This window comes from Draconibacterium sp. IB214405 (genome assembly GCF_033963885.1).
GTDB lineage: Bacteria > Bacteroidota > Bacteroidia > Bacteroidales > Prolixibacteraceae > Draconibacterium.
Window position 1 is genome coordinate 807,814 of record NZ_JAXBMA010000001.1, and the last position, 20,113, is coordinate 827,926.

A 20,113-nucleotide genomic window follows, 5' to 3' on the forward strand; every position below is an offset into this window, starting at 1 on the left:
GGTCTGTGCTTCGTCGCAACTTCAATCATGTTCCTCTCATAATGTGATTCTTTTGGAGGCTAATCGTCTTTCCCTTCAGTGAAGGGAGAGACAGGAGAGAGGGTATAGAATTTTAATATGGTGATTGTTTTTTAATTAAACAACTTGATTCCAAAGAAAACCGTGCGGGGTTTTGCAGGGCCATAGATGTATCCGCTGTCCCGGTTTTTACCTTTATCGAAGTCGTTTTGGTAGTCGTCCAGTAAGTTAGAGAGGCCACCAAAAAACTCAATCGACGAATCAATTCGTTTTAATTCTATGGTGTATCCTAGTTTTAGTGTCATGTCCATAAAAGTTGGCGATTCAAATAATACGTCTTGATCAATGGTGCCGGCATCGCCCGCCAAACCGTAATGCGGTACCAGCATCGAGCCGGTATAAACACCAGCCAGCGAAGCACTGAATTTTGAAACCGGAGTCCAGGTAATGGTATAATAACCATAGGTTTCAGGAGTACGTAAATAATCTCTTGTTCCCGGCAATTCTTCCGACCAGGCCACTTCTTCTTCATATTGACTTTTCTGCAGCGTTAAACCTGCCTCCAGTTGCAGTGTGCGGTTAAAATTTGCCCGTGCCTCAAAAGTTGCTCCATACACATCGCTATTTCCGCCATTGCGTTTTTCCATGATGGAATTCCCCGATTCATCGGTGCCAATTTCTTCCAGAATAAAAGCATCTTTTAATTGTGTGTAAAAGCCTTCAAGGGTAAAGCCAATGATGTGTTTTTCGCTTGGTTTATCCCAGTTTAATGAGGCACTCAAACTTTGCGAACGTTCTTCTTCCAGGTCGTTAGCCAGCTGAACGGTTTGAATACCGCCTCCGGCAAAGGCAATATGCATGTCGGCATCAAAAGCCTGTGGCGCGCGGAAACCTGTCGACCACGACAAACGCAGCTGTGTATTTAAGTTGGGTTTTAATAATAGTGAAACCCGTGGGTTTAGAATTAAATTATCGACAAAGTTATGCTTGTCGGCGCGGATACCCGCAAGCAGCGTTGTCTTCTGCGTAATCGACCAGTCGCTTTGTAAAAAGGCTCCAAAATTATTTGCCGTTTGATCGATCAGGTAAGCGTAAGACTCAATCTGATCAAAAACGTCGTCGCTGACAAATTCGGCCCCAACGGTAAAAATGTTTGTGCCGGCGCCTACAAAATCGTTTACAGCGTGGTTCAACTGCGTTCCAAACTGGTAAGTGTAATTTTTTGAATTCCCGTAAGGAGGTGCGTTGTTGTAATCTTGCAATTCATCGCCTCCGTCAGGTGCTATTCCCGTAAAATGTTTGCGTTTCGTGTATTGTCCGGCACCGTAAACGACGAAACTTGTCCGCATGTCAGGACTGTAAGTGTAGTCGACACCACCCATTATTACATCGTGCGTGCGCTCTTCCGACTGTTTTGCCAGATAGGCCGGTCCATCTATCATTTCGCCGCCATAACGATACTCGTGCGTGCTCGAAAAATTAGCTTCGATTTTTTGGTCTTCATCCAATTGAAAAAATGAATTTATTCCAAACGAATTATTCGTAACCGAAGGTAATTCGGAGAAATTATCATCGTTTGCATCAAAAGCATCACGGTCGCGGTGAAAGTCGTACAACACCATTCCCGCATTTCGTTTTTGCGAGAGTGCAGTGAGCGTGGCATTTACGTTGTAATCCAACGCATCGCTGCCGATAATGGCATTGTTCGAAGTAACTTCGTACGAATTTCGTTGCGGCAATTTGGTGATGATGTTTACTGTTCCGCCAATGGCACTCGAACCGTACAAAGCCGAAGCTCCGCCACGAACCACTTCAATACGTTCTACCATTTCGGTAGGTAGCTGTTCCAATCCGTACAATCCGGTTAGCGGACTAAAAACCGATCGTCCGTTAATTAATATCTGGCTGTAAGCACCGCCTAAACCATTCATTCTTAACTGTGTGTAGTTACAGGTTTGGCAGTCGGTTTCCATACGTAATCCGGGCTGAAAACTCAACGATTCGGAAATAGTTTGTGCCGCCACTTTGTCGATAGTTTTCCCGTCGAGCACATTCACGATCACGGCACTTTCGGTTTGGCGTTTAAAGGTTTTTGTTCCGGTAATTACTACTTCATCCATGTGGATCACGTCTTCTTCCAGATCAAATTTAATTTCAATGGTTTCGCCGGCTTTTAAAACCACTTGTTTTTTCTGTTCCTTATACCCAATCATTTTGGCAACAATGGTAAATTCTCCAATCGGAAGATCAACCATCATGTAGTGACCGGTTACGTCGGTTGTGGTTCCGTAGTTGGTACCTTCTAAATAGATGTTTACGAAAGGAATATGTTCGCCTTTTGTAACAACGTGTCCGATAATTACTGCATCAGAGTGTTCGTTCTGAGCTACTACTTCTAATGAAACGGATAGAAATGCGAGACATAAAAGGAATATGATTTTGTTCATTATTTACTGTTTTAACTCTTCTGTGAGAGTGATTTAAATTAATAGTTAAAATTATTATTTAGAATTAATATAAATAAGATAAACGTATATGTCAGCTATTTGTTTGAATAAATTTTAAGCTTATTTGTCCCCGCATAAAAGATTATTATTTTTGTTTCGTTATATACCAAAAACTGAAAATGATTTGCCTTTTCTGTAATACTGGCAGATGAAAGCGTATAATTTATGAGTAGTCAAATTGATGCAATGCAAAATGAGTCGAAGGACAGGAGAAATAATATTATTGTTATTGTTCTGTCGGTAGTGTTGGTGGTGGTATTGGTGATGTTTTTTATGCAACGTCGCGATAACAGGGGGATAATCAAGGAGATTACTGCGGAGAAAGACTCGATTCAATTTGAGCTTACGGAAATTGCTGCCAGCTACGATTCGTTAAAAACCGAAAACGATACAATAAACGAGCAGTTGTTTGTTGCTCAGGCAAAGGTAAAAGACCTTTTGCTGGAAGTGGAGCAAACTAAAAAAGTGAGTTATGCGAAAATCTCCGACTATCAAAACCAGGTAAATACCCTGCGTGGTATTATGCGCGATTTTGTGGTGCAAATTGATTCGTTAAACCGCAGAAACGAAGAGTTGATGGCCGAAAACCTTGAAGTAAAACAACAATACAAAGAGGTTGAACAGCAAAACCAGCAGCTTAATCAGGAAAAGCAACAATTGCAGCAAAACCTGAAACGTGCGGCCATGCTTGAAGCCCGCGAGTTGACGGCAACTGCCTTAAACGAAAGAAGCAAGGAAACCAAGTTTGCCAAACGGACGGCCAAATTGCGTATATACTTTGTGTTGGGACAGAATACCACAACTAAACGTGGGCCAAAAGAAATATATGCGCGAATTATGCGTCCCGATCAGCTGCTGATGGTAAAATCGGAAAACGATGTGTTTCAGTTTGAAGATTTAAAAATCCAATATTCGGCAATGCGCGAGGTGGTTTACGAAGGTAAAGATTTACCGGTGGCAATTTTTTGGGACAACGTTAACGAACCTGAATTAATGCCGGGAGTTTATACCGTAAACTTGTTTGCCGATGGTAACGAAATTGGCGAAACAACATTTGAGATCAAGTAAACTAAAACTTAGATCTCTTTTACAGGCGCAGCCTGACCTCTCCATAAAACATCAAACCTTTTCAGTAATTTAATTGACTGTAAAGATTCTACTATGGCAACATTTCTATTCGATAAAATAATATTTGGGCCGGTAAAAAGCCGGAGATTAGGTGTTTCGTTGGGAATTAATTTATTGCCAACCGAGGCCAAAGTCTGTTCGTTCGATTGTATTTACTGCGAATGTGGTTTTACGCCGGGCGAGTACAAGGAAAAAGTTACCTTCCCGTCGCGTGCCGATGTAAAAATGCGGCTGGAGGTAAAACTCTGCGAAATGGTGGCAAACAACGAATTGCCCGATGTAATTACTTTTGCCGGAAATGGTGAACCAACTTTGCATCCTGAGTTTGCAGGAATTATCGACGATACCATTGCCTTGCGCGATGAAATCGCTCCGGACGCACGTATTGCCGTGCTTTCGAATGCAACAATGATTCACCGTAAATCGGTGTTTGAAGCATTGTTGAAAATCAAAGACAACATTCAGAAACTGGATTCGGCTTTTGAGGAAACAGTAAAATTACTCGACTGCCCCAAAGGGAATTTTAACCTGGCCAATACCATCGAACAGTTAATTGCTTTTAACGGGAAGGTGATAATCCAAACCATGTTTGTGCGCGGAAGTTACAAAGGCAAAACCATTGACAATACTACTGAAAAAGAAATTTCGGCTTGGATTGATTTGCTGAAAAAAATAAAACCATTGCAGGTTATGATCTACACCATTGCCCGCGATACACCAATTGAAACGCTTGAAAAGGTTTCGCTGGAAGATCTTAACATGATCGCCGATCGTGTGCGCGAGGCCGGCTTTGATGTGCAGGTTTCGGGTTAACAATATGAGTTCATCAAATGCTGTCATTTCGAAGGAGGTACGACTGAGAAATCTGTTTCAAGATGAAAGATTTCTCCTCATTCTTCGTCGAAATGACAGCTATATTTAACTAAAGTGTTGTTCTATACCACTCCGAGCTTTTGCCCAGCATGCGAATTCCTGCAACAAAACCTTTCAGTTTAAGTAGATCATCGCCTTCCATCCAGCTGTAGCAATCGTATGTTTTACCCGATTTCGGGTCGTAAATGGTCCCGTTTTTCCACTCTTCTTTATCTGCGTCATATTCAAAACCTTTCAAAATTTGAATGCCCACTATAGAACGGTCACGCAGTGCCGGATCCGGATTCTCATCGTCTTTTGGCGGCGCTCCGTTTTCGTATTTCTCAGGAATCATATAAACAATGGTTCCAATGTACTTTCCATCCTGTTTTTCAACCTCGATTTTGGTAGTTTTTTCATCGTTCCACCACACGCCAACAATATTATCGGCTTTTTGTGCATAACCGGCCAATGTGTAAACACCAAGGAAAAAAAGAATTACAAGCTTCTTCATAATGTCTGTTTTTGATTTATTTTTATGCATTAAATATAAAAAAATCAGAGACTAATTCGTTTGTTTCAAAAATCCAATTTTAAATGAAAACCATAAAAAGTGTTTTATTGGGAGTGTTGGGCTTCCTTGTTCTTGCTGTGATTGTTGGCTTTCTTGTTCTGCAAAATATTAAAACTTCGGCCTTGCCCGATTACAACGAAGATGTAAAGTTGAAAGGGTTAGAACAGCCGGTTTCCATCTTTCGCGATGAACATGGTGTACCGCATATTTATGCCAAAAGTGAAAAAGATATGTACCGGGCTGTAGGTTTTGCAATGGCGCAAGATCGTTTGTGGCAAATGGATTTATTGCGAAGAGTGACACAGGGGCGCCTCTCTGAAATTCTTGGAAAAGACCAGCTTGAAACCGACCTGATGATGCGTGCCCTGCGTATTCAGGAAAAATCGGAAAAGATACTGGCTACTTCTAAGCCGGAAATTGTTGCTGCACTCGAAGCTTATGCCGATGGAGTGAATCAGTACATTCAGAAATATCCTTTGCCTCCGGAGTTTAAAGTTTTACAATATAAACCCGAGCTTTGGGAACCGGTGCATTGTATCAACCTGATTGGTTATATGTCGTGGGATTTATCGAGTGGCTGGGGCACCGAATATTTCTTGCACCAGTTGCGCGCCGAGGTTTCTGATGAAAAAATAGCAGAGCTGATTCCCGATTTGAAAAACCATAAAACAGCTGTTTTTCCTGAGTTTGGGAATATTGAAATTAATGCGTCGGAGACTTTGTTATCCGCGACCGAAAACCTAACTGAACTGGGTGCGGAGATTTTTAACGGAAGTAACAACTGGGCAGTTGCAGGCAAAAAAAGCCAAACTGGAATGCCGCTTTTGGCCAACGACATGCATTTGGGATTGTTTGCTCCCGGAATCTGGTACCAGATGCACCAGGTTGTTGAGGGGAAAATGAGTGTAACCGGTCTTGTGGTTCCCGGTCAGCCATTTGTGATTTGCGGGCACAACGACAGCATCGCCTGGGGAATGACCAACGTAATGGTGGATGACCTCGATTTTTATGCCGAAACATTAAATGAAGATTCAACAAAATACTGGTTCGATGGTGCCTGGCGAGATCTGAAAATTAAAAAAGAGATCATTAAGACCAAAGAAGGTGAAGAGCTGGAAGAGGAATTGAAATTTACGCACCGCGGACCGATGGTCAACCGTTTAAAAAAGGAAAAAGAAACGCCATTGTCCATTCGCTGGTTGGGAAATGAAATGAGTAACGAAATACGAACCGTGTACCTGTTGAACCGTGCCAACAACTGGAGCGAATTTCGCGATGCGGTAAGCACGTTTAAATCGGTGAGCCAGAATGTGGTTTATGCCGATGTAAACGGAAATATAGGTTTACAGTGCAGTGCCGGAGTGCCAATTCGCGAAGGCTCGGGCATTCAGATTTATCCGGGCGACAGCAGCAAGTACGACTGGCAGGGTTTGGTACCTTTTGAGGAGCTGCCTTACGAGTTTAATCCGGAAAGAGGTTATGTATCGTCGGCAAATAACAAAACGGTTTCTGAGGATTATCCCTATTACATCAGCCACTGGTATGCAACGCCAAGCCGCATCGACCGGATCAGGGAAATGCTGGAAGCAAAACAGAAATTAGGAATCGAAGATTTTAAAGCCATGCACAGCGACTGGACATCGAAAACGGCAGAGAAAATGACTCCGATTTTTGTGGAATCGTTGAAAAAACAAGCCGATTTAAATGAACTTGAAAAAGCAGCTTTTAATAAATTGGTAGGTTGGGATTATAATCTGACACGCGAAAGTCAGGCTGCGTCTATTTTTGAGATTCTTTATCGCAAATCGATGGAGAACCTGGTTAAAGATGAGCTATCGCCCGAATTATTCCAAAGAATGTTAGGACAGAAAATGTTGCTCGAAAACCTGATGATAAATCTTTTGGCTGAGGGGAATTCGCAGTGGACAGATAATATAATGACCGATAAGAAAGAAACTTTTGATGATGTTGTTGCTCAATCGTTCAAGGAAACTGTTGCCGACCTGAGTCAAAAACTTGGACCCGATGCTGAACAGTGGAAGTGGGGTAGTATTCATTCATTCTCCTTAAAACATCCGCTCGGTGTTGTCTCTGTTTTGGATAAAGCCTTAAAGCTGAATCGCGGTCCTTTTGAGGTACCGGGAAGTTTTCATACGGTTTGCCCGTATTCGTATTCCTACACCAACTTGTACGAAACCGTGCATGGTGCATCGCACCGACATATTTTTAGTGCGGCCGACTGGGACGAATCGGAGACAATTATTCCTACCGGAACTAGTGGTATTCCGGCCAGCGATTTTTACCTTGATCAAACAGAATTGTACCTCAATAACGACTATCACCCGGATCTTTTCTCAAAACAAAATGTGGAAAATAAGGCCCGTTTTAAAATGCAATTGAAACCTGAATAATTCTATGATTTCATGCTATTTAAATTGTATTTTGATGTCGTTTAGTTAAGCTTTGGCATAATCTTACCCCCAACCCCTAAAGGGGAGTACGATCTGGTCCCCTTTAGGGGATTCAGGGGTGAATTGAAAATCAGATTTTCAAAACTAAACGACATTCAATTTGCTTTTGTGATAAACTAAATTCTTGCGCTGGTTGTTTCCCTTTAAAGAAGCATCACGTTATGAGCAAAAAATCACCGGCACCTATTTATGTTGTATCCGGCGGAACAGGAATCGCCGGTAATAATCTTGTACAGGCAATTTTGATTCAGTACCCCGAAAATAAAGTTCCGGTTGAGATTATTGGAAGGGTGACAACCGAAGATGAGGTTTTCGATATAATTATGAAAGCCAAAGCCGACAGGGGATTAATTGCTCATACGATGGTTAATCCTGAATTGCGCCACAAAATCAATGAGCTGGGAAAAGAGTTTAATGTTAAGGTCATTGATCTGATGGGAACGTTGGCCAATTATTTAGACGAAACACTCGACGTTGAGCCAATGGTGCACCCCGGTTTATACCGCGAAATCAATCATCAGTATTTCGACCGTATCGATTCAATTGAATTCACTCTTTCGCAAGACGATGGCATGAGCCCCGAACGTTTGCGCAACGCCGAAATTATTCTGACCGGTGTTTCGCGTGCGGGAAAAACGCCGCTTAGTGTATACCTGGCTATGTACGGTTGGAAAGTGGCAAATGTACCGCTGGTGCCGGGTGTTCAACCACCCGATGAACTGTTTGAGGCGGATCCTAACCGGGTTTTCGGATTGTATATCGGAGCGAGCCAGTTAATTGCGCATCGCCAAAAAAGAATAGCAAACTGGGAAAATTACCGTAATGATGCTTATGTTGATCAACGAGCGGTTCGGGAAGAAATCAGAAAAGCAATGTTTGTATTCGACCGCGGTGGATTTACTGTTATCAATGTTTCCAACAAACCTATTGAAAGCACCGCAAACGAAATTCTTTCGTACATGTCGAAACGCTTTTCATACCGTGGCCGGAAACTGTCGTCTCCCTACCACGCAACAGATGAGCCGAGTCAGGATTCAGTCAGCGAATAACATTCAGCTAAATTTTTATCCATAACCTGAAGCTATTTATTTCCCCGGGAGCGATGGTTTTTTCATTTTAATGTGTCAAATGTTTATTGAGACCTTTATTATTAATTACTATGGGTCATAAATAAATTCATGTTGAATTGTTAAACAAAGTGCGGAACTCTTTGTAACTTAATGCACAACAAATTGATCGTTAAATTCAAAAAACCATGATAAGACTAACAAAATTCAGTTTAGTTTTCCTGATGTTTTTGGCTGGCAGTGTTTACGGACAAGACGAATTGTTAACCATTAAACAGGCCGTAGAGCAAGCCATTGGTAACAACGCCGAGCTTAATCAAATGCGGGCACGTTTAGTTCAAAAAGAAAACGTGTGGAGAACAAACACGGGTGTTTCAGCTCCCGAAATCAGTTATTTTAAAGAAGGAATCAGCGATGATCCAACGGCTCCGTTTGCTGAAAAACGTGTGGCCATAACACAGGAAGTGGATTTCCCGTTAACGTCGGTTTATCGTGTAAAGGCACTAAAACAGGAGGTTGAAGCACAGCAAAACGTAATTGTTGCTAAAGAGAAGGAAATCAGTTCGCAGGTAAAAAGTAAATACATTGAGGTGGTTTATGCGCTTTATCTGCAGCGCTCGCGCGAAAACCAGCTAAATCTTGCGCAAGACCTGTACAATGCAGTTTATTCGAAATTTGAAACGGGATTGGGAAACGGCATCGATTTGGCAAATGCCGAAATTCAGCTGGATGAAGCCCGAAATGATCTCGACCAGAGTGAGTGGATTTTGCACCAGGCGCGCTACGGACTCTTTAATGTTATGGGATTGCCCATTAAAGATCAGAAATACAGCATTCAGTTTGCCGACACGCTTTATGCCACCGATATTGATATTTCGCAAATTCAGGCGTTGGCGGTTCAGGAAGAGCAGCCGGCTTACCGCGCGTCGATGAATTTGCTGAATGCTTCCGATTATTTTCTGAAAGAAGCCAAAAGCAACATTTTGCCCGATGTTCGATTTAGTTTATACAAACAGGATTACGGAACCGGCTACGATTTTAACGGTTTCGAAGTTGGGTTGAGTATACCAATCTGGTATCCATTCGATCAGAAAGGCAAAATACAAATGGCCACCGCCCGAAAGGAAGAGTTGCTTTGGAGCCAAAAGGAAATTCAGTTGAATATGAAAAAGGAAATTGAATATGCCTGGCACAATTATTCGGTGAGCCGGTCGATCGTAAATCGTTATCATGATTCGATGCAGGAACGTTCATCAAAATTGCAGAGTATGTCGTTACGAGCCTACCAACTGGGAGAAATCGATCTCCTTGAACTACTAAACGCGCAACAAATTTATTTGAAAAGTGAGCAGCGTTATTTAACCGCCCTCCGCGATTATTACATGCAACTGGCTGCCCTCGAGCAGTACTTCGATCAGGAATTAATCTATTAGCAATAACAAGTAAAACAATATGAAGACCAAATTTATTCACTTCGGAATTGTAATGATCCTTTTCTCATTTGCAGCCTGTAACTCAGGAAATGAGCCGAAAGAAGAAAAAGTAGTGGTTGAAACCGATGTGCCGCCATCGTTAAAAGATGGTACCGACAAAGTGGTCGAAATCAAGTTGTCGGATAAAGAGCGCGACGAACTTTCAATAAAAACGGTAGCGATAAAAAGCGAATTTGTCGATCATCAGATTTTGGCGCCGGGCGTTGTTTTTCCATCGCCGGGTCATTCCAGCATTATCAGTACGCCAATTAACGGACAGGTTACTGCCATTAAAGTTTACGAAGGAAATCGTGTGAATAAAGGGCAGGAACTGTTTCGTATTCAAAGTCTGGAATACGGGAACCTGGTTTCGGAATACCTGCAGGCTTATGCACAGGAATCGTTTCAGAAAAGCCGTTTGGCTCGTTTAGAGCAGCTGGTTGAAGAACGTATCAGTTCTGCCAGCGAGTTGGAGCAGGCAACAGCAGAATACCAGCGTGCTTCGGCATCGTTAAAATCGGCCTACGCCAAATTGCGTGCGGTTGGTGTTCCCGATTCGGAGATCGCAAAGTTCTCTGACTCTGGAAATTTTGAGCCGACACTTAAAATAGTTGCGCCGATAGATGGTGTAATTGAGAAGAATTTTGTGGAACTCGGTCAATCGGTAAATGCGCTGGAAAACCTTTCACGCGTGCTCGACACACACGAGGTGCTTATTCGCGGATATGTTTCGCCCGGCGATGCAGTGCTGGTAGAACCGGGGAATGCGGTTGATATTTCGAAACGCGAACAGGAAGATGTTACGATAAAAGGGAAAATTACTTCGGTGAATCCTGGACTGGATGAAACCAGCCGCTCGGTGGTGGTAAATATTATCATTCCGTCGGAAGATGGCTGGCCAAAACCCGGTGAGAACCTGCGATTGGCAATCACTTCCGAGTCGCAAAAAGAATCGGTGGCCATTCAGTTACAGGCGCTTACTTATGATGGCGACCAGGCAATTGTTTTTGTGAAAAAAGATGCGAATACTTTTGAACGCCGCCCCATTGAAGTGGATCAAATAAAAGGCGATTTTGTGTTTGTTGCCGCAGGGCTTACTGCCGGCGAAGAAGTGGCAGTTACAAAAGTTTTTAGCCTGAAAGCGCTGTCTCGTTTCGATATTATTTCTGAAGAATAAAACCTTAAAAATCCTCGGCTGATGCTTCAAAATATAATTTCATTTAGTGTTCGTCAAAAATACGTAGCCTTATCCCTGGTGGTATTAATGGCTATTGCCGGCTACTTTTCGTTGATAAACCTGCCCATTAACTCGCAGCCGGATGTAACGCCGGTGCAGGTTTTGGTGATTACAAAAGCCGGCAGGTATTCTCCTTTTGATGTGGAGAAGCTGGTAAGTTACCCGATAGAAACGGCCATGAACGGTTTACCCGATGTGGCTGAAGTTCGGTCCATTTCGCAATTCGGACTTTCGGCGGTAACCGTGGAGTTTGATGAGGGGACAGATATTTATTTTGCGCGGCAGATTGTAAGTCAGCGACTGCAATCCATTGTTGATGAATTGCCTCCGGGTGTTTCAAGTCCTTCGCTGGGGCCAATTTCAACTGCACTCGGCGAAATTTACCAGTATGTAGTTAAAGGTGAAAATTATTCCCTGTCGGAACTGCGCGAAATTCAGGATTGGTTGATTGCCCCGCAATTAAAAATTGTACGTGGTGTAACGGAGATCAATTCGTTTGGCGGATTTGTAAAACAATACAACGTTATCATTCAACCGGGTTTGTTGCGCACATACAGTATTGGAATTTCGGAAGTGATGGACGCCATCGCACAAAACAACAGCGTGTCGGGCGGAAATTACATTCAGCACAATGGCGAGCAATACATTATTCGCGGTGTTGGGCAGATCACCAGCATGGATGATGTGCGGAATATCATCGTGAAAAACATTGATAACAAACCCATTTTTATAAAAGATATTGCAAGTGTTGTTGAAGGAAAGCAGATCAGACAGGGCGGTGTTACCAAGGATGGAAAAGGTGAGGTAATTACCGGGATTGTCATGATGTTGCGCGGAGGAAACGGCCGCGAGGTAATTTCGGAGATAGAAGATAAAATTGAAGAAATTAACCGAAGTCTGCCGGAGGGTGTTAGCGTTGAAAAGTTCTATGATCAGTCGGATCTGATTAAAAGAACAACATCAACCATTTCTACCAACCTTATGGAAGGTGGTTTTCTGGTAATTGTTGTGTTGCTTTTGCTTTTGGGTGAAATCTCAGGAGCACTAATTGTTGCTATGGTAATTCCGTTTTCGATGCTCTTTGCTTTTATCGGCATGCGCGAATTCGGGCTGGCAGCCAACCTGATGAGTTTGGGAGCGATCGACTTCGGAATGGTGGTTGACGGTTCGGTGGTAATGGTGGAAAACATTGTTCACGACCTGCAAAAGAACAAGAAAGAGTCGAAAGATGAAGTGATCCGAAAAGCTGCCAATCACGTGGTTCGCCCTATTTTTTTTGGTGTACTTATTATTCTGATGGTTTATGTACCAATCATGACATTCAGTGGGATGGAAGGTATTTTGTTCCGCCCGATGGCGATAACAGTGGCAGCTGCCGTGTTTGGCTCGTTGTTGCTGGCACTGATTTTTGTCCCAGCTATGTCAGCTGTTGTATTCCGTAAAAAGGTAAAAGTTCGCCGGAATTACCTGATTGAATGGATGCGACCACGCTACCAAAAAGGGCTGGAAAAGAACATGAACAAGGTTTGGTTTGTGGGATCTTCGGCTTTGGCTATCTTTTTGGTTTCGATCTTTTTAATGACACGTTTGGGAACAGAATTCTTGCCGGAACTTGATGAAGGTTCCATTCTGATCGAACAGGTGCGGATGCCGTCGGTAACATTGGAAGAATCGATGGAAAATGCCGATTGGCTGGCAGGAAAGATCATGGAAAATATTCCCGAAGTGGAGACCGTAGTACCAAAAACCGGCCGGTCAGATTTGGCGAACGACTGGATGGGAGTGCACCAAACCGATGTTTGGGTTGTGCTGAAACCCATCGAAGAATGGTCGAAAGGCGTAACAAAAGATGATATCATTAGTAGGATTGAACCGTATTTACAAACTGAACCGGGTTTGGCGTATAACTTCACGCAGCCAATTGCCATGCGCGTTGATGAGTTAACAAGTGGCGTAAAATCCGATTTGGCTGTGAAAATTTATGGTGAGGATTTGGATGTGCTTGATGAAATTGGAGAGAATATTTCTGCATTGCTGACAGACTTACCGGGAACTGATAATTACTATGTGGAACAGTCGGCAGGACAACCATACTTAACTGTAAATATCGATCGTGAAGCAGTGGCTTCGTTCGGATTGAACGTGGATGATGTGCAGAAAGTTGTTGAAGCCGGTATTGGCGGGCAGGAGGCCGGTCAATTGTACGAAGGACAACGACATTTCGGAATCGTGGTACGTTATCCGGAAAACATACGCGATCAATTACCAAAAATAGCAGAAGCTCCGGTGCATCTTCCGGGTGGTGGTTATATTCCATTAAAACGTGTGGCCAATATTGAATTACAGGAAGGCCCTCGCGAAATTCAGCGTGAAAATGGCTGGCGAAGATTAATCGTTGGTATCAACATTAAAAACATTGACCTGGGAACTTACGTTGCCCAACTGCAGGAGCAGATTGATAAAAGTGCAAGTATCCCGTCAGGATATTTTATTGATTACGGTGGAACTTTCGAAAATCAGCGTCGGGCAATGCGTCACTTAATGCTGGTTGTGCCACTTTCCATCTTTATCATTATTGGTTTAATGTACCTTAACTTTGGAAAGATGCGTTATGCCATTCTGATTTTATTGAACCTGCCGTTTGCTTTGTCGGGAGGAGTGTTTCTGCTCTGGCTCCGGGGAATGTATTTGTCGGTAACGGCAAGTATTGGTTTTGTAGCCTTGTTTGGGGTTGCAGTGCTAAATGGTATTGTGCTGGTCGATCATATAAATATGATTCGGAAAGAGAAAAAAGGCGATCTTAAAAAGCTGGTCATCGAAGGATCGGTAGATCGTTTACGCCCGGTGCTGATGACGGCCCTGGTAGCGAGTTTGGGTTTTATTCCAATGGCGTTTAATACCGGCCCCGGTTCTGAAGTGCAGCGTCCGCTGGCAACAGTGGTGATCGGTGGCCTCGTAACATCAACATTTTTAACATTGATGGTTTTGCCAATCGCCTATTATTGGATCGAAAGAAAAAAGTCTCCGGCAAAAGAAGTCGCAGGTGTATAAACGCGCTTAGCGCATAAACCAAAAATTTTCTGAAACACCCGCGCAAGTTTTAAAAAGCTTCGGTGTCATACTTTAAAATTATACAAAAACATAAATTTTAAATAAGATGAAAACGAAGTTTAGCTGGCGTGCCTTTATAAGTTTTGGATTAACCTGGGGAATTTTAGTGATCCTGGTTTCGGGTTTAATTTTGTATGTATCGCCTCCGGGACGTTACGCCCATTGGGTAAACTGGGAACTGGCAGGTTTATCAAAAGAAGGCTGGCAGGCCATTCATACCATTTTTTCACTGGCGTTTATCGTACTTTCCATTTTTCACTTGTTTGCAGTGAACTGGAAATCGTTTGTGTCCTATCTTAAATCGAAAAGCACAAAAGGCTTCAATAAGAAGAAGGAACTAATTTTTTCGATCGCAGCTGTGCTGGTATTCTTTTTCGGCACTGTATTTTCAATTCCTCCTTTTCAAACCGTAATGGATTTAGGCGAAACTGCGACCAATTCGTGGGAGAAAACCGAAGAGCGGGCACCCGTGCCTCATGCCGAGTTATTAACCCTCACAGAACTGGCGCATCAGTTGGATATGGAGTCGGTTGATGAAATTACCCGAAAACTGGACAGTCATAAAATTGCTTACGAGGATATTCATACACAAAGCTTACAGTTAATTGCTGAGGCAAACAATTCAACACCTCTTGAAATTTACGATATCATTGTTAAACAACCGGCTAATCAAGGTCAGGGAATGGGTGTTGGACGCAAAACCATTGAAGATTTCTCAAAAGAATTGAATAAAAGTACGGAGGAGTTGATGCAAATTCTGGAAAAGAACAATATTGAGGCAAAACCTACCGAAACCTTGCGTACAATTGGCGAGAATAATGATCTTCCACCGCGCGATGTTTACAAATTACTTTCCGAATAACTTCAGGAAATTTTAAAAGTGGTATTTTTCTAATCAGAATGTCCGACACCGATATCATAGAACAATTAAAGCAGGGAAGCGAATTGGCTTTCAAAAAGCTGGTAGATAACCATCAGAAGTTGGTGGTGAATACCTGCTATGGATTGGTGCAGAACCGTGAAGATGCCGAAGATATTGCCCAGGATGTTTTTGTTGAGGTGTATCGTAATGTCGAAAAATTCAGGGCCGATGCCAAACTCTCAACCTGGTTGTACCGTATTGCGGTTAACCGCTCGTTGAACCACATTCGCGATAATAAAAAGCACAAGTGGTTTCATTCGTTCGAGGATGAGGTGGCGGCCAAAAAGAAGGAAGTGATGCAGGTAAGCACGGCAAATTCCGACGAGCCGGAATACGACCTGGAGAACAAACAGCGGGCAATTATATTAAAAGAGGCAATTAACAGTTTGCCGGAGAATCAGAAAGTGGCATTCACTTTAAATAAATACGAAGAACTGTCGTACCAGGAAATTGCGGAGGTTATGGACCTCTCGGTTGCGTCGGTTGAATCGCTGTTGTTTAGGGCAAAAAAGGGCCTGCAGAAAAAATTGTACAAGTGCTACAAAAAAAAGTGCATGTAAGCGCAAGTTTTTAAGAATGAACGTGTCATACTAATAACAATACTGAAAATGAAGTGTAATAAAGTACATAGTAAATTAATTTTCTTCCTTGAGAAGGACCTGCCGGTTTCGGAAATGGAGCAGGTTCAGAAACACCTGGACGAGTGTACAGCGTGTGCTCTTTTTGCAGAAGAAATGAAAAATACACTCAGTATTTTGGAAAGTGATAAAGTAACAGATGAAAATCCATTCTTCTTTACCCGTGTAAAAGCGCGACTTGAAAAACAGGCAGAAGAGCAGCCGTCAACACGTCCGGTTTTGGTTCGGATTCTGCAGCCGGTTGCATTTTCAATAATTTTATTGTTGGGTATTTACGGTGGTTTTAAGCTGGGGCAAGCACCTAAGGTAACTTTTGCCGACAGTAGTTTAACCGAACAGGAAATGGTTCCTTTCTGGAACGAATTGGAAGACGAGCCAATCGAATCATTTTTAATGGAATAACAAATGGCAACAAAAAATACATATCGCATATTAATCTGGTTAGTTGTAATTCTGGCAGCTACAAACCTGTCGATGGGAATTTCATTCTGGTACCACAAACAGCAGGATAAAAAAGCTACAGAAGAGCAACAAAAGGTAGAAATGCCTTCGGAACAACGGACGCGTTTTTTCCGCGAGCAACTGAACCTACAACCCGATCAGGTAGATTCTTTTAGGGAATTGAACAGAACCTATAACCGGAGTGCACGCCGGATATCTGATCAGCTAACTCTTCTTCGAGTTGAAATGGTGGAAGAAATGGGAAAAGCCGATGCTGACACCACAAAACTTCATTCGATTTCAAGCGAAATTGGAGAGCAGCACAAAACCTTGAAGGATTTGACTGTGGATTATTATCTCGATATGAAAGCAGTTTGCGACGAGAACCAACAGGAGAAACTAAAAGAAATTTTCCTGTCGATGACAAAATCTAAAGAAGACGTTTCGTTGCCTCAACGTGGCGGCCCACGCTACGGGCGACAAAATAGATAGTAAAACAATTTAAATAGTAGAACAATGAAAACTAGCAAGTTAATTAACGTTGCCTGGGTGTTCTTTGCCCTGGTGTTAACAACAACAACCGTATTTGCACAACGTGGAAGAAGAGCAAATACAGTACAAAACAATCAGAATCTTCCTTGCCTGACACAGATTTCGAATCTGACTGAAGAACAGGAAACAAGTATTCAGGAACTCGAAGCCAATCATCAGAAAACGATGGAGGAACTACGTGAACAACGACGCTCAACAACAAATGCGGTTGAGAAAAGCGAGCTTAGAACAGCAATGCTGAAAAATGTTGAGACTCATCGCGGTGAGGTTCGAAATTTATTGACTGCTGATCAGCAAAAACAGTACGATCAGCTTCAATCGACCGCCGGTTACGGGCCAAATCAGAATGTAAGAAGAGGTCAAGGAAAGAGCCGTGGAAACTTTAGCCGTGGAAACGGAGGTCAGGTAGCCTATGCAAATAATAATGGCCGTGGAAATCGCGGAAATTGGTCTAACGGCAACTTTCAAAATAACACCAGAAGAGGTGTTAATTGCCGACGGACTGCGGGAATTTAATAAATAACATTAAGAGAATTAAATAAAACAAGTTGAACAAAAAATTTAGAGTGATGAAAAATGTAAAAACAATTTTAGGTTTAGTTTTAGCGGCAGGGGCATTATTTTTTACCTCGTGCTCGCAAACAGATGAAATTGATGAATCGATGGTGTTGGCCGACAAAAGTGCAGCCTTTGCAACAGCACTTGGAGATAGTTGCACCTACGATGGCGAAATTACAGAAGCTGATGTTGAAGGATTGCTTTTTATGCTGGAAGAAGAAAAACTGGCTCACGATGTTTACCTGAATTTTTATAATTCATACGGTACGGCCATCTTTCAGAATATTGCCAACAGCGAGCAAGCTCACATGACTGCGGTGCAAACTTTATTGGAGGGCTATGGGATTGCCTACACCGAGCCTGGTGCTGAAGGTGAATTTGAAAACGAAGATTTAGCTGCTTTATACGTTACCTTGACAGCGCAGGGAGCAGCAAGTCTGGTTGATGCACTGGTTGTTGGAGCAACGATTGAAGATCTTGATATTTCTGATTTGAACCAGCGTATGGGAGCAACTGCAAATGCCGATATAATCAGGGTTTACGGTAATCTTAAAAAAGGTTCGGAAAGTCATATGCGTGCTTTTGTAAGCAACTTAACTGCTTTGGATGGTGAGTACACCAATCAGTACATTTCAGATGAAGATTATGCCGCTATTTTGGCCGGATCGAACTCGCGAGGAAATGGTAATGGTGGAAATGGTAATGGACAGGGCGGTTCGAATGGTTACAATACTGCCGGTGGAGATTGCGATGGAACCGGAACCGCAACATCAAACGGCAATCAGGGTGGCAATCGCCAAAATGGTAAAAACGGAAACTAGCTAACAACATATAAGTATTTGTAGCAGGAAGGCTGTCTTTTTTAAGGCAGCTTTTTTTGTTTACAAGGTTTAATTTCCAATAGTGCCCGGTTTTTAAGGGGTGTTTTTCACTTAAGTATTAAAAATCTGATGAAAATGTACCTTACGTTTATAAAATTGCTAATAAAGTATAAATTTGTAAGCTCAAATTTCGAAAAGTAAAAAAGGCTGTAAAAAGCCGAACAGACAAATTATAGGCAGAAAAAATAAACATCATGGCACGTTTGAAAATTAAAGAGATTCTGAAGAATGGAGAAACAGGCAGCGAGGTAGTTGCCAAAGGTTGGGTAAGGACAAAACGAGGTAGCAAAAATGTAAGTTTTGTTGCGTTGAATGACGGATCTACTATTCATAATCTTCAGGTGGTGGTTGATGTTGAAAGTTTCGACGAAGCACTGTTACGCGATATTACAACCGGAGCTGCAATTGCAGTTACCGGCGAACTGGTAGAATCGGCAGGAAGTGGCCAAAAAGTTGAGTTGAACGCAAAATCGATTGATTTGCTTGGAAAAGCCGATCCGGAAAAATATCCGATTCAGCCTAAAAAACACTCGCTAGAGTTTTTGCGCGAAAATGCTCACCTGCGTTTTCGTACCAGCACTTTCAGCGCGGTATTCCGCATCCGTCATGCAATGGCTTTTGCCATCCATAAATATTTTAACGAAAAAGGTTTTAACTACCTGCACACGCCAATTGTAACGGCAAGTGATGCAGAGGGAGCCGGACAAATGTTCCGCGTTTCTACGTTAGATGCAAAAAATCCACCATTAACCGAAGAGGGAGATGTGGATTATGCACAGGACTTTTTCGGTAAAGCAACCAACTTAACCGTTTCCGGACAGTTGGAAGGAGAGCTAGGAGCGTTGGCACTTGGCGAGATTTATACTTTCGGTCCAACATTCCGTGCCGAGAATTCAAATACAACTCGTCACTTGGCTGAGTTCTGGATGATCGAACCTGAAATGGCATTTTACGATCTGAATGATAACATGGACTTGGCAGAAGAATTCCTGAAGTTCTGTATTAAATATGCTTTGGAGAACTGCATGGACGACCTGCAATTTTTAGCAGAGCGTTTAAAGCAGGAAGAAAAAAGTAAACCACAGGATCAGCGTTCAATGGATCTGATTGAAAAATTGGAGTTTGTATTGAATAACGATTTTGTGCGACTTCCATACACCGAGGCCATCGATATTCTGAAAAATTCGAAACCATATAAAAAGAAAAAATTCCAGTTCCCGGTTGATTGGGGTGTTGACTTACAAAGTGAGCACGAACGTTACCTGGTTGAGAAGCACTTTAAATGTCCGGTAATCCTTATCGATTACCCGAAAGACATTAAAGCGTTCTATATGAAGCAGAACGACGATGGTAAAACCGTTGGCGCAATGGATGTACTGTTCCCTGGAATTGGCGAAATTATCGGTGGATCGCAACGTGAGGAGGATTTGGATAAACTAACTACTCGCATGGAGGAGATGGATATTCCTGCTGACGAAATGTGGTGGTACCTTGATACCCGTCGTTTCGGATCGGTAGTACACAGTGGCTTTGGTCTTGGCTTCGAGCGCCTTATGCTGTTTGTTACAGGAATGGGTAACATCCGCGATGTGATCGCCTTCCCGCGCGCACCGAAGAATGCCGAATTTTGATGGTGTAATTTAGAAAAGCTACTCCGAAAAAAATATTATTTTTACGGGGCTAA

At 42.6% G+C, this 20,113-nt stretch carries 16 protein-coding genes; 14 read left to right on the top strand and 2 right to left on the bottom strand.

The features are described from left to right. Positions 1-131 precede the first annotated feature (131 nt). Positions 132-2,465 carry a TonB-dependent receptor gene (locus tag SLH46_RS02980; protein WP_320279659.1) on the bottom strand — a complete coding sequence of 778 codons (2,334 nt, stop codon included), beginning with the start codon at positions 2,463-2,465 and terminating at the stop codon, positions 132-134. Between the two features lie 225 nt (positions 2,466-2,690). Between SLH46_RS02980 and SLH46_RS02985 the strand changes: the two genes are divergently transcribed. Both SLH46_RS02985 and SLH46_RS02990 read left to right on the top strand, forming a co-directional pair. Next, positions 2,691-3,593: a hypothetical protein gene (locus SLH46_RS02985; RefSeq protein WP_320279660.1), complete on the top strand. Its 903-nt coding sequence runs from the start codon at positions 2,691-2,693 to the stop codon at positions 3,591-3,593. Between the two features lie 93 nt (positions 3,594-3,686). Continuing rightward, positions 3,687-4,466, top strand: a complete 780-nt coding sequence (locus SLH46_RS02990; RefSeq protein WP_320279661.1) for a radical SAM protein — start codon at positions 3,687-3,689, stop codon at positions 4,464-4,466. Between the two features lie 109 nt (positions 4,467-4,575). Here SLH46_RS02990 and SLH46_RS02995 read toward each other — a convergent pair whose 3' ends face one another. Continuing rightward, positions 4,576-5,019 (bottom strand): DUF2147 domain-containing protein, encoded by a 444-nt coding sequence (locus SLH46_RS02995; RefSeq protein ID WP_320279662.1) that lies wholly within the window; start codon positions 5,017-5,019, stop codon positions 4,576-4,578. Positions 5,020-5,102: 83 nt separating this feature from the next. Between SLH46_RS02995 and SLH46_RS03000 the strand changes: the two genes are divergently transcribed. The 12 genes from SLH46_RS03000 (at position 5,103) to asnS (ending at position 20,060) form a co-directional block, all read left to right on the top strand. After that, positions 5,103-7,490, top strand: coding sequence for a penicillin acylase family protein (locus SLH46_RS03000; protein ID WP_320279663.1), 2,388 nt, complete (start codon positions 5,103-5,105; stop codon positions 7,488-7,490). A 221-nt stretch (positions 7,491-7,711) separates the two neighbouring features. Continuing rightward, positions 7,712-8,599, top strand: coding sequence for a pyruvate, water dikinase regulatory protein (locus tag SLH46_RS03005; RefSeq protein WP_320279664.1), 888 nt, complete (start codon positions 7,712-7,714; stop codon positions 8,597-8,599). A gap of 206 nt (positions 8,600-8,805) precedes the next feature. Beyond that, on the top strand, positions 8,806-10,050 hold the full coding sequence (locus SLH46_RS03010) for a TolC family protein (protein ID WP_320279665.1): 1,245 nt from the start codon (positions 8,806-8,808) through the stop codon (positions 10,048-10,050). A 19-nt stretch (positions 10,051-10,069) separates the two neighbouring features. After that, positions 10,070-11,266 carry an efflux RND transporter periplasmic adaptor subunit gene (locus SLH46_RS03015; RefSeq protein WP_320279666.1) on the top strand — a complete coding sequence of 399 codons (1,197 nt, stop codon included), beginning with the start codon at positions 10,070-10,072 and terminating at the stop codon, positions 11,264-11,266. 21 nt (positions 11,267-11,287) lie between these two features. Beyond that, on the top strand, positions 11,288-14,377 hold the full coding sequence (locus SLH46_RS03020; RefSeq protein ID WP_320279667.1) for an efflux RND transporter permease subunit: 3,090 nt from the start codon (positions 11,288-11,290) through the stop codon (positions 14,375-14,377). A 106-nt stretch (positions 14,378-14,483) separates the two neighbouring features. After that, positions 14,484-15,299 (top strand): DUF4405 domain-containing protein, encoded by an 816-nt coding sequence (locus tag SLH46_RS03025; protein ID WP_320279668.1) that lies wholly within the window; start codon positions 14,484-14,486, stop codon positions 15,297-15,299. A gap of 38 nt (positions 15,300-15,337) precedes the next feature. Beyond that, positions 15,338-15,919 (top strand): RNA polymerase sigma factor, encoded by a 582-nt coding sequence (locus tag SLH46_RS03030; protein WP_320279669.1) that lies wholly within the window; start codon positions 15,338-15,340, stop codon positions 15,917-15,919. A gap of 48 nt (positions 15,920-15,967) precedes the next feature. Continuing rightward, on the top strand, positions 15,968-16,399 hold the full coding sequence (locus tag SLH46_RS03035) for an anti-sigma factor family protein (RefSeq protein ID WP_320279670.1): 432 nt from the start codon (positions 15,968-15,970) through the stop codon (positions 16,397-16,399). A 3-nt stretch (positions 16,400-16,402) separates the two neighbouring features. Then, positions 16,403-16,930, top strand: a complete 528-nt coding sequence (locus tag SLH46_RS03040) for a Spy/CpxP family protein refolding chaperone (RefSeq protein ID WP_320279671.1) — start codon at positions 16,403-16,405, stop codon at positions 16,928-16,930. 24 nt (positions 16,931-16,954) lie between these two features. Then, complete coding sequence (locus SLH46_RS03045) at positions 16,955-17,506, top strand: Spy/CpxP family protein refolding chaperone (protein ID WP_320279672.1); 552 nt, start codon at positions 16,955-16,957, stop codon at positions 17,504-17,506. Positions 17,507-17,559: 53 nt separating this feature from the next. Continuing rightward, entirely contained in the window at positions 17,560-18,369 is an 810-nt protein-coding gene (locus SLH46_RS03050) for a DUF2202 domain-containing protein (protein WP_320279673.1), read from the top strand. Positions 18,370-18,623: 254 nt separating this feature from the next. Further along, entirely contained in the window at positions 18,624-20,060 is a 1,437-nt protein-coding gene (asnS, locus tag SLH46_RS03055; protein ID WP_320279674.1) for an asparagine--tRNA ligase, read from the top strand. Positions 20,061-20,113 lie beyond the last annotated feature (53 nt).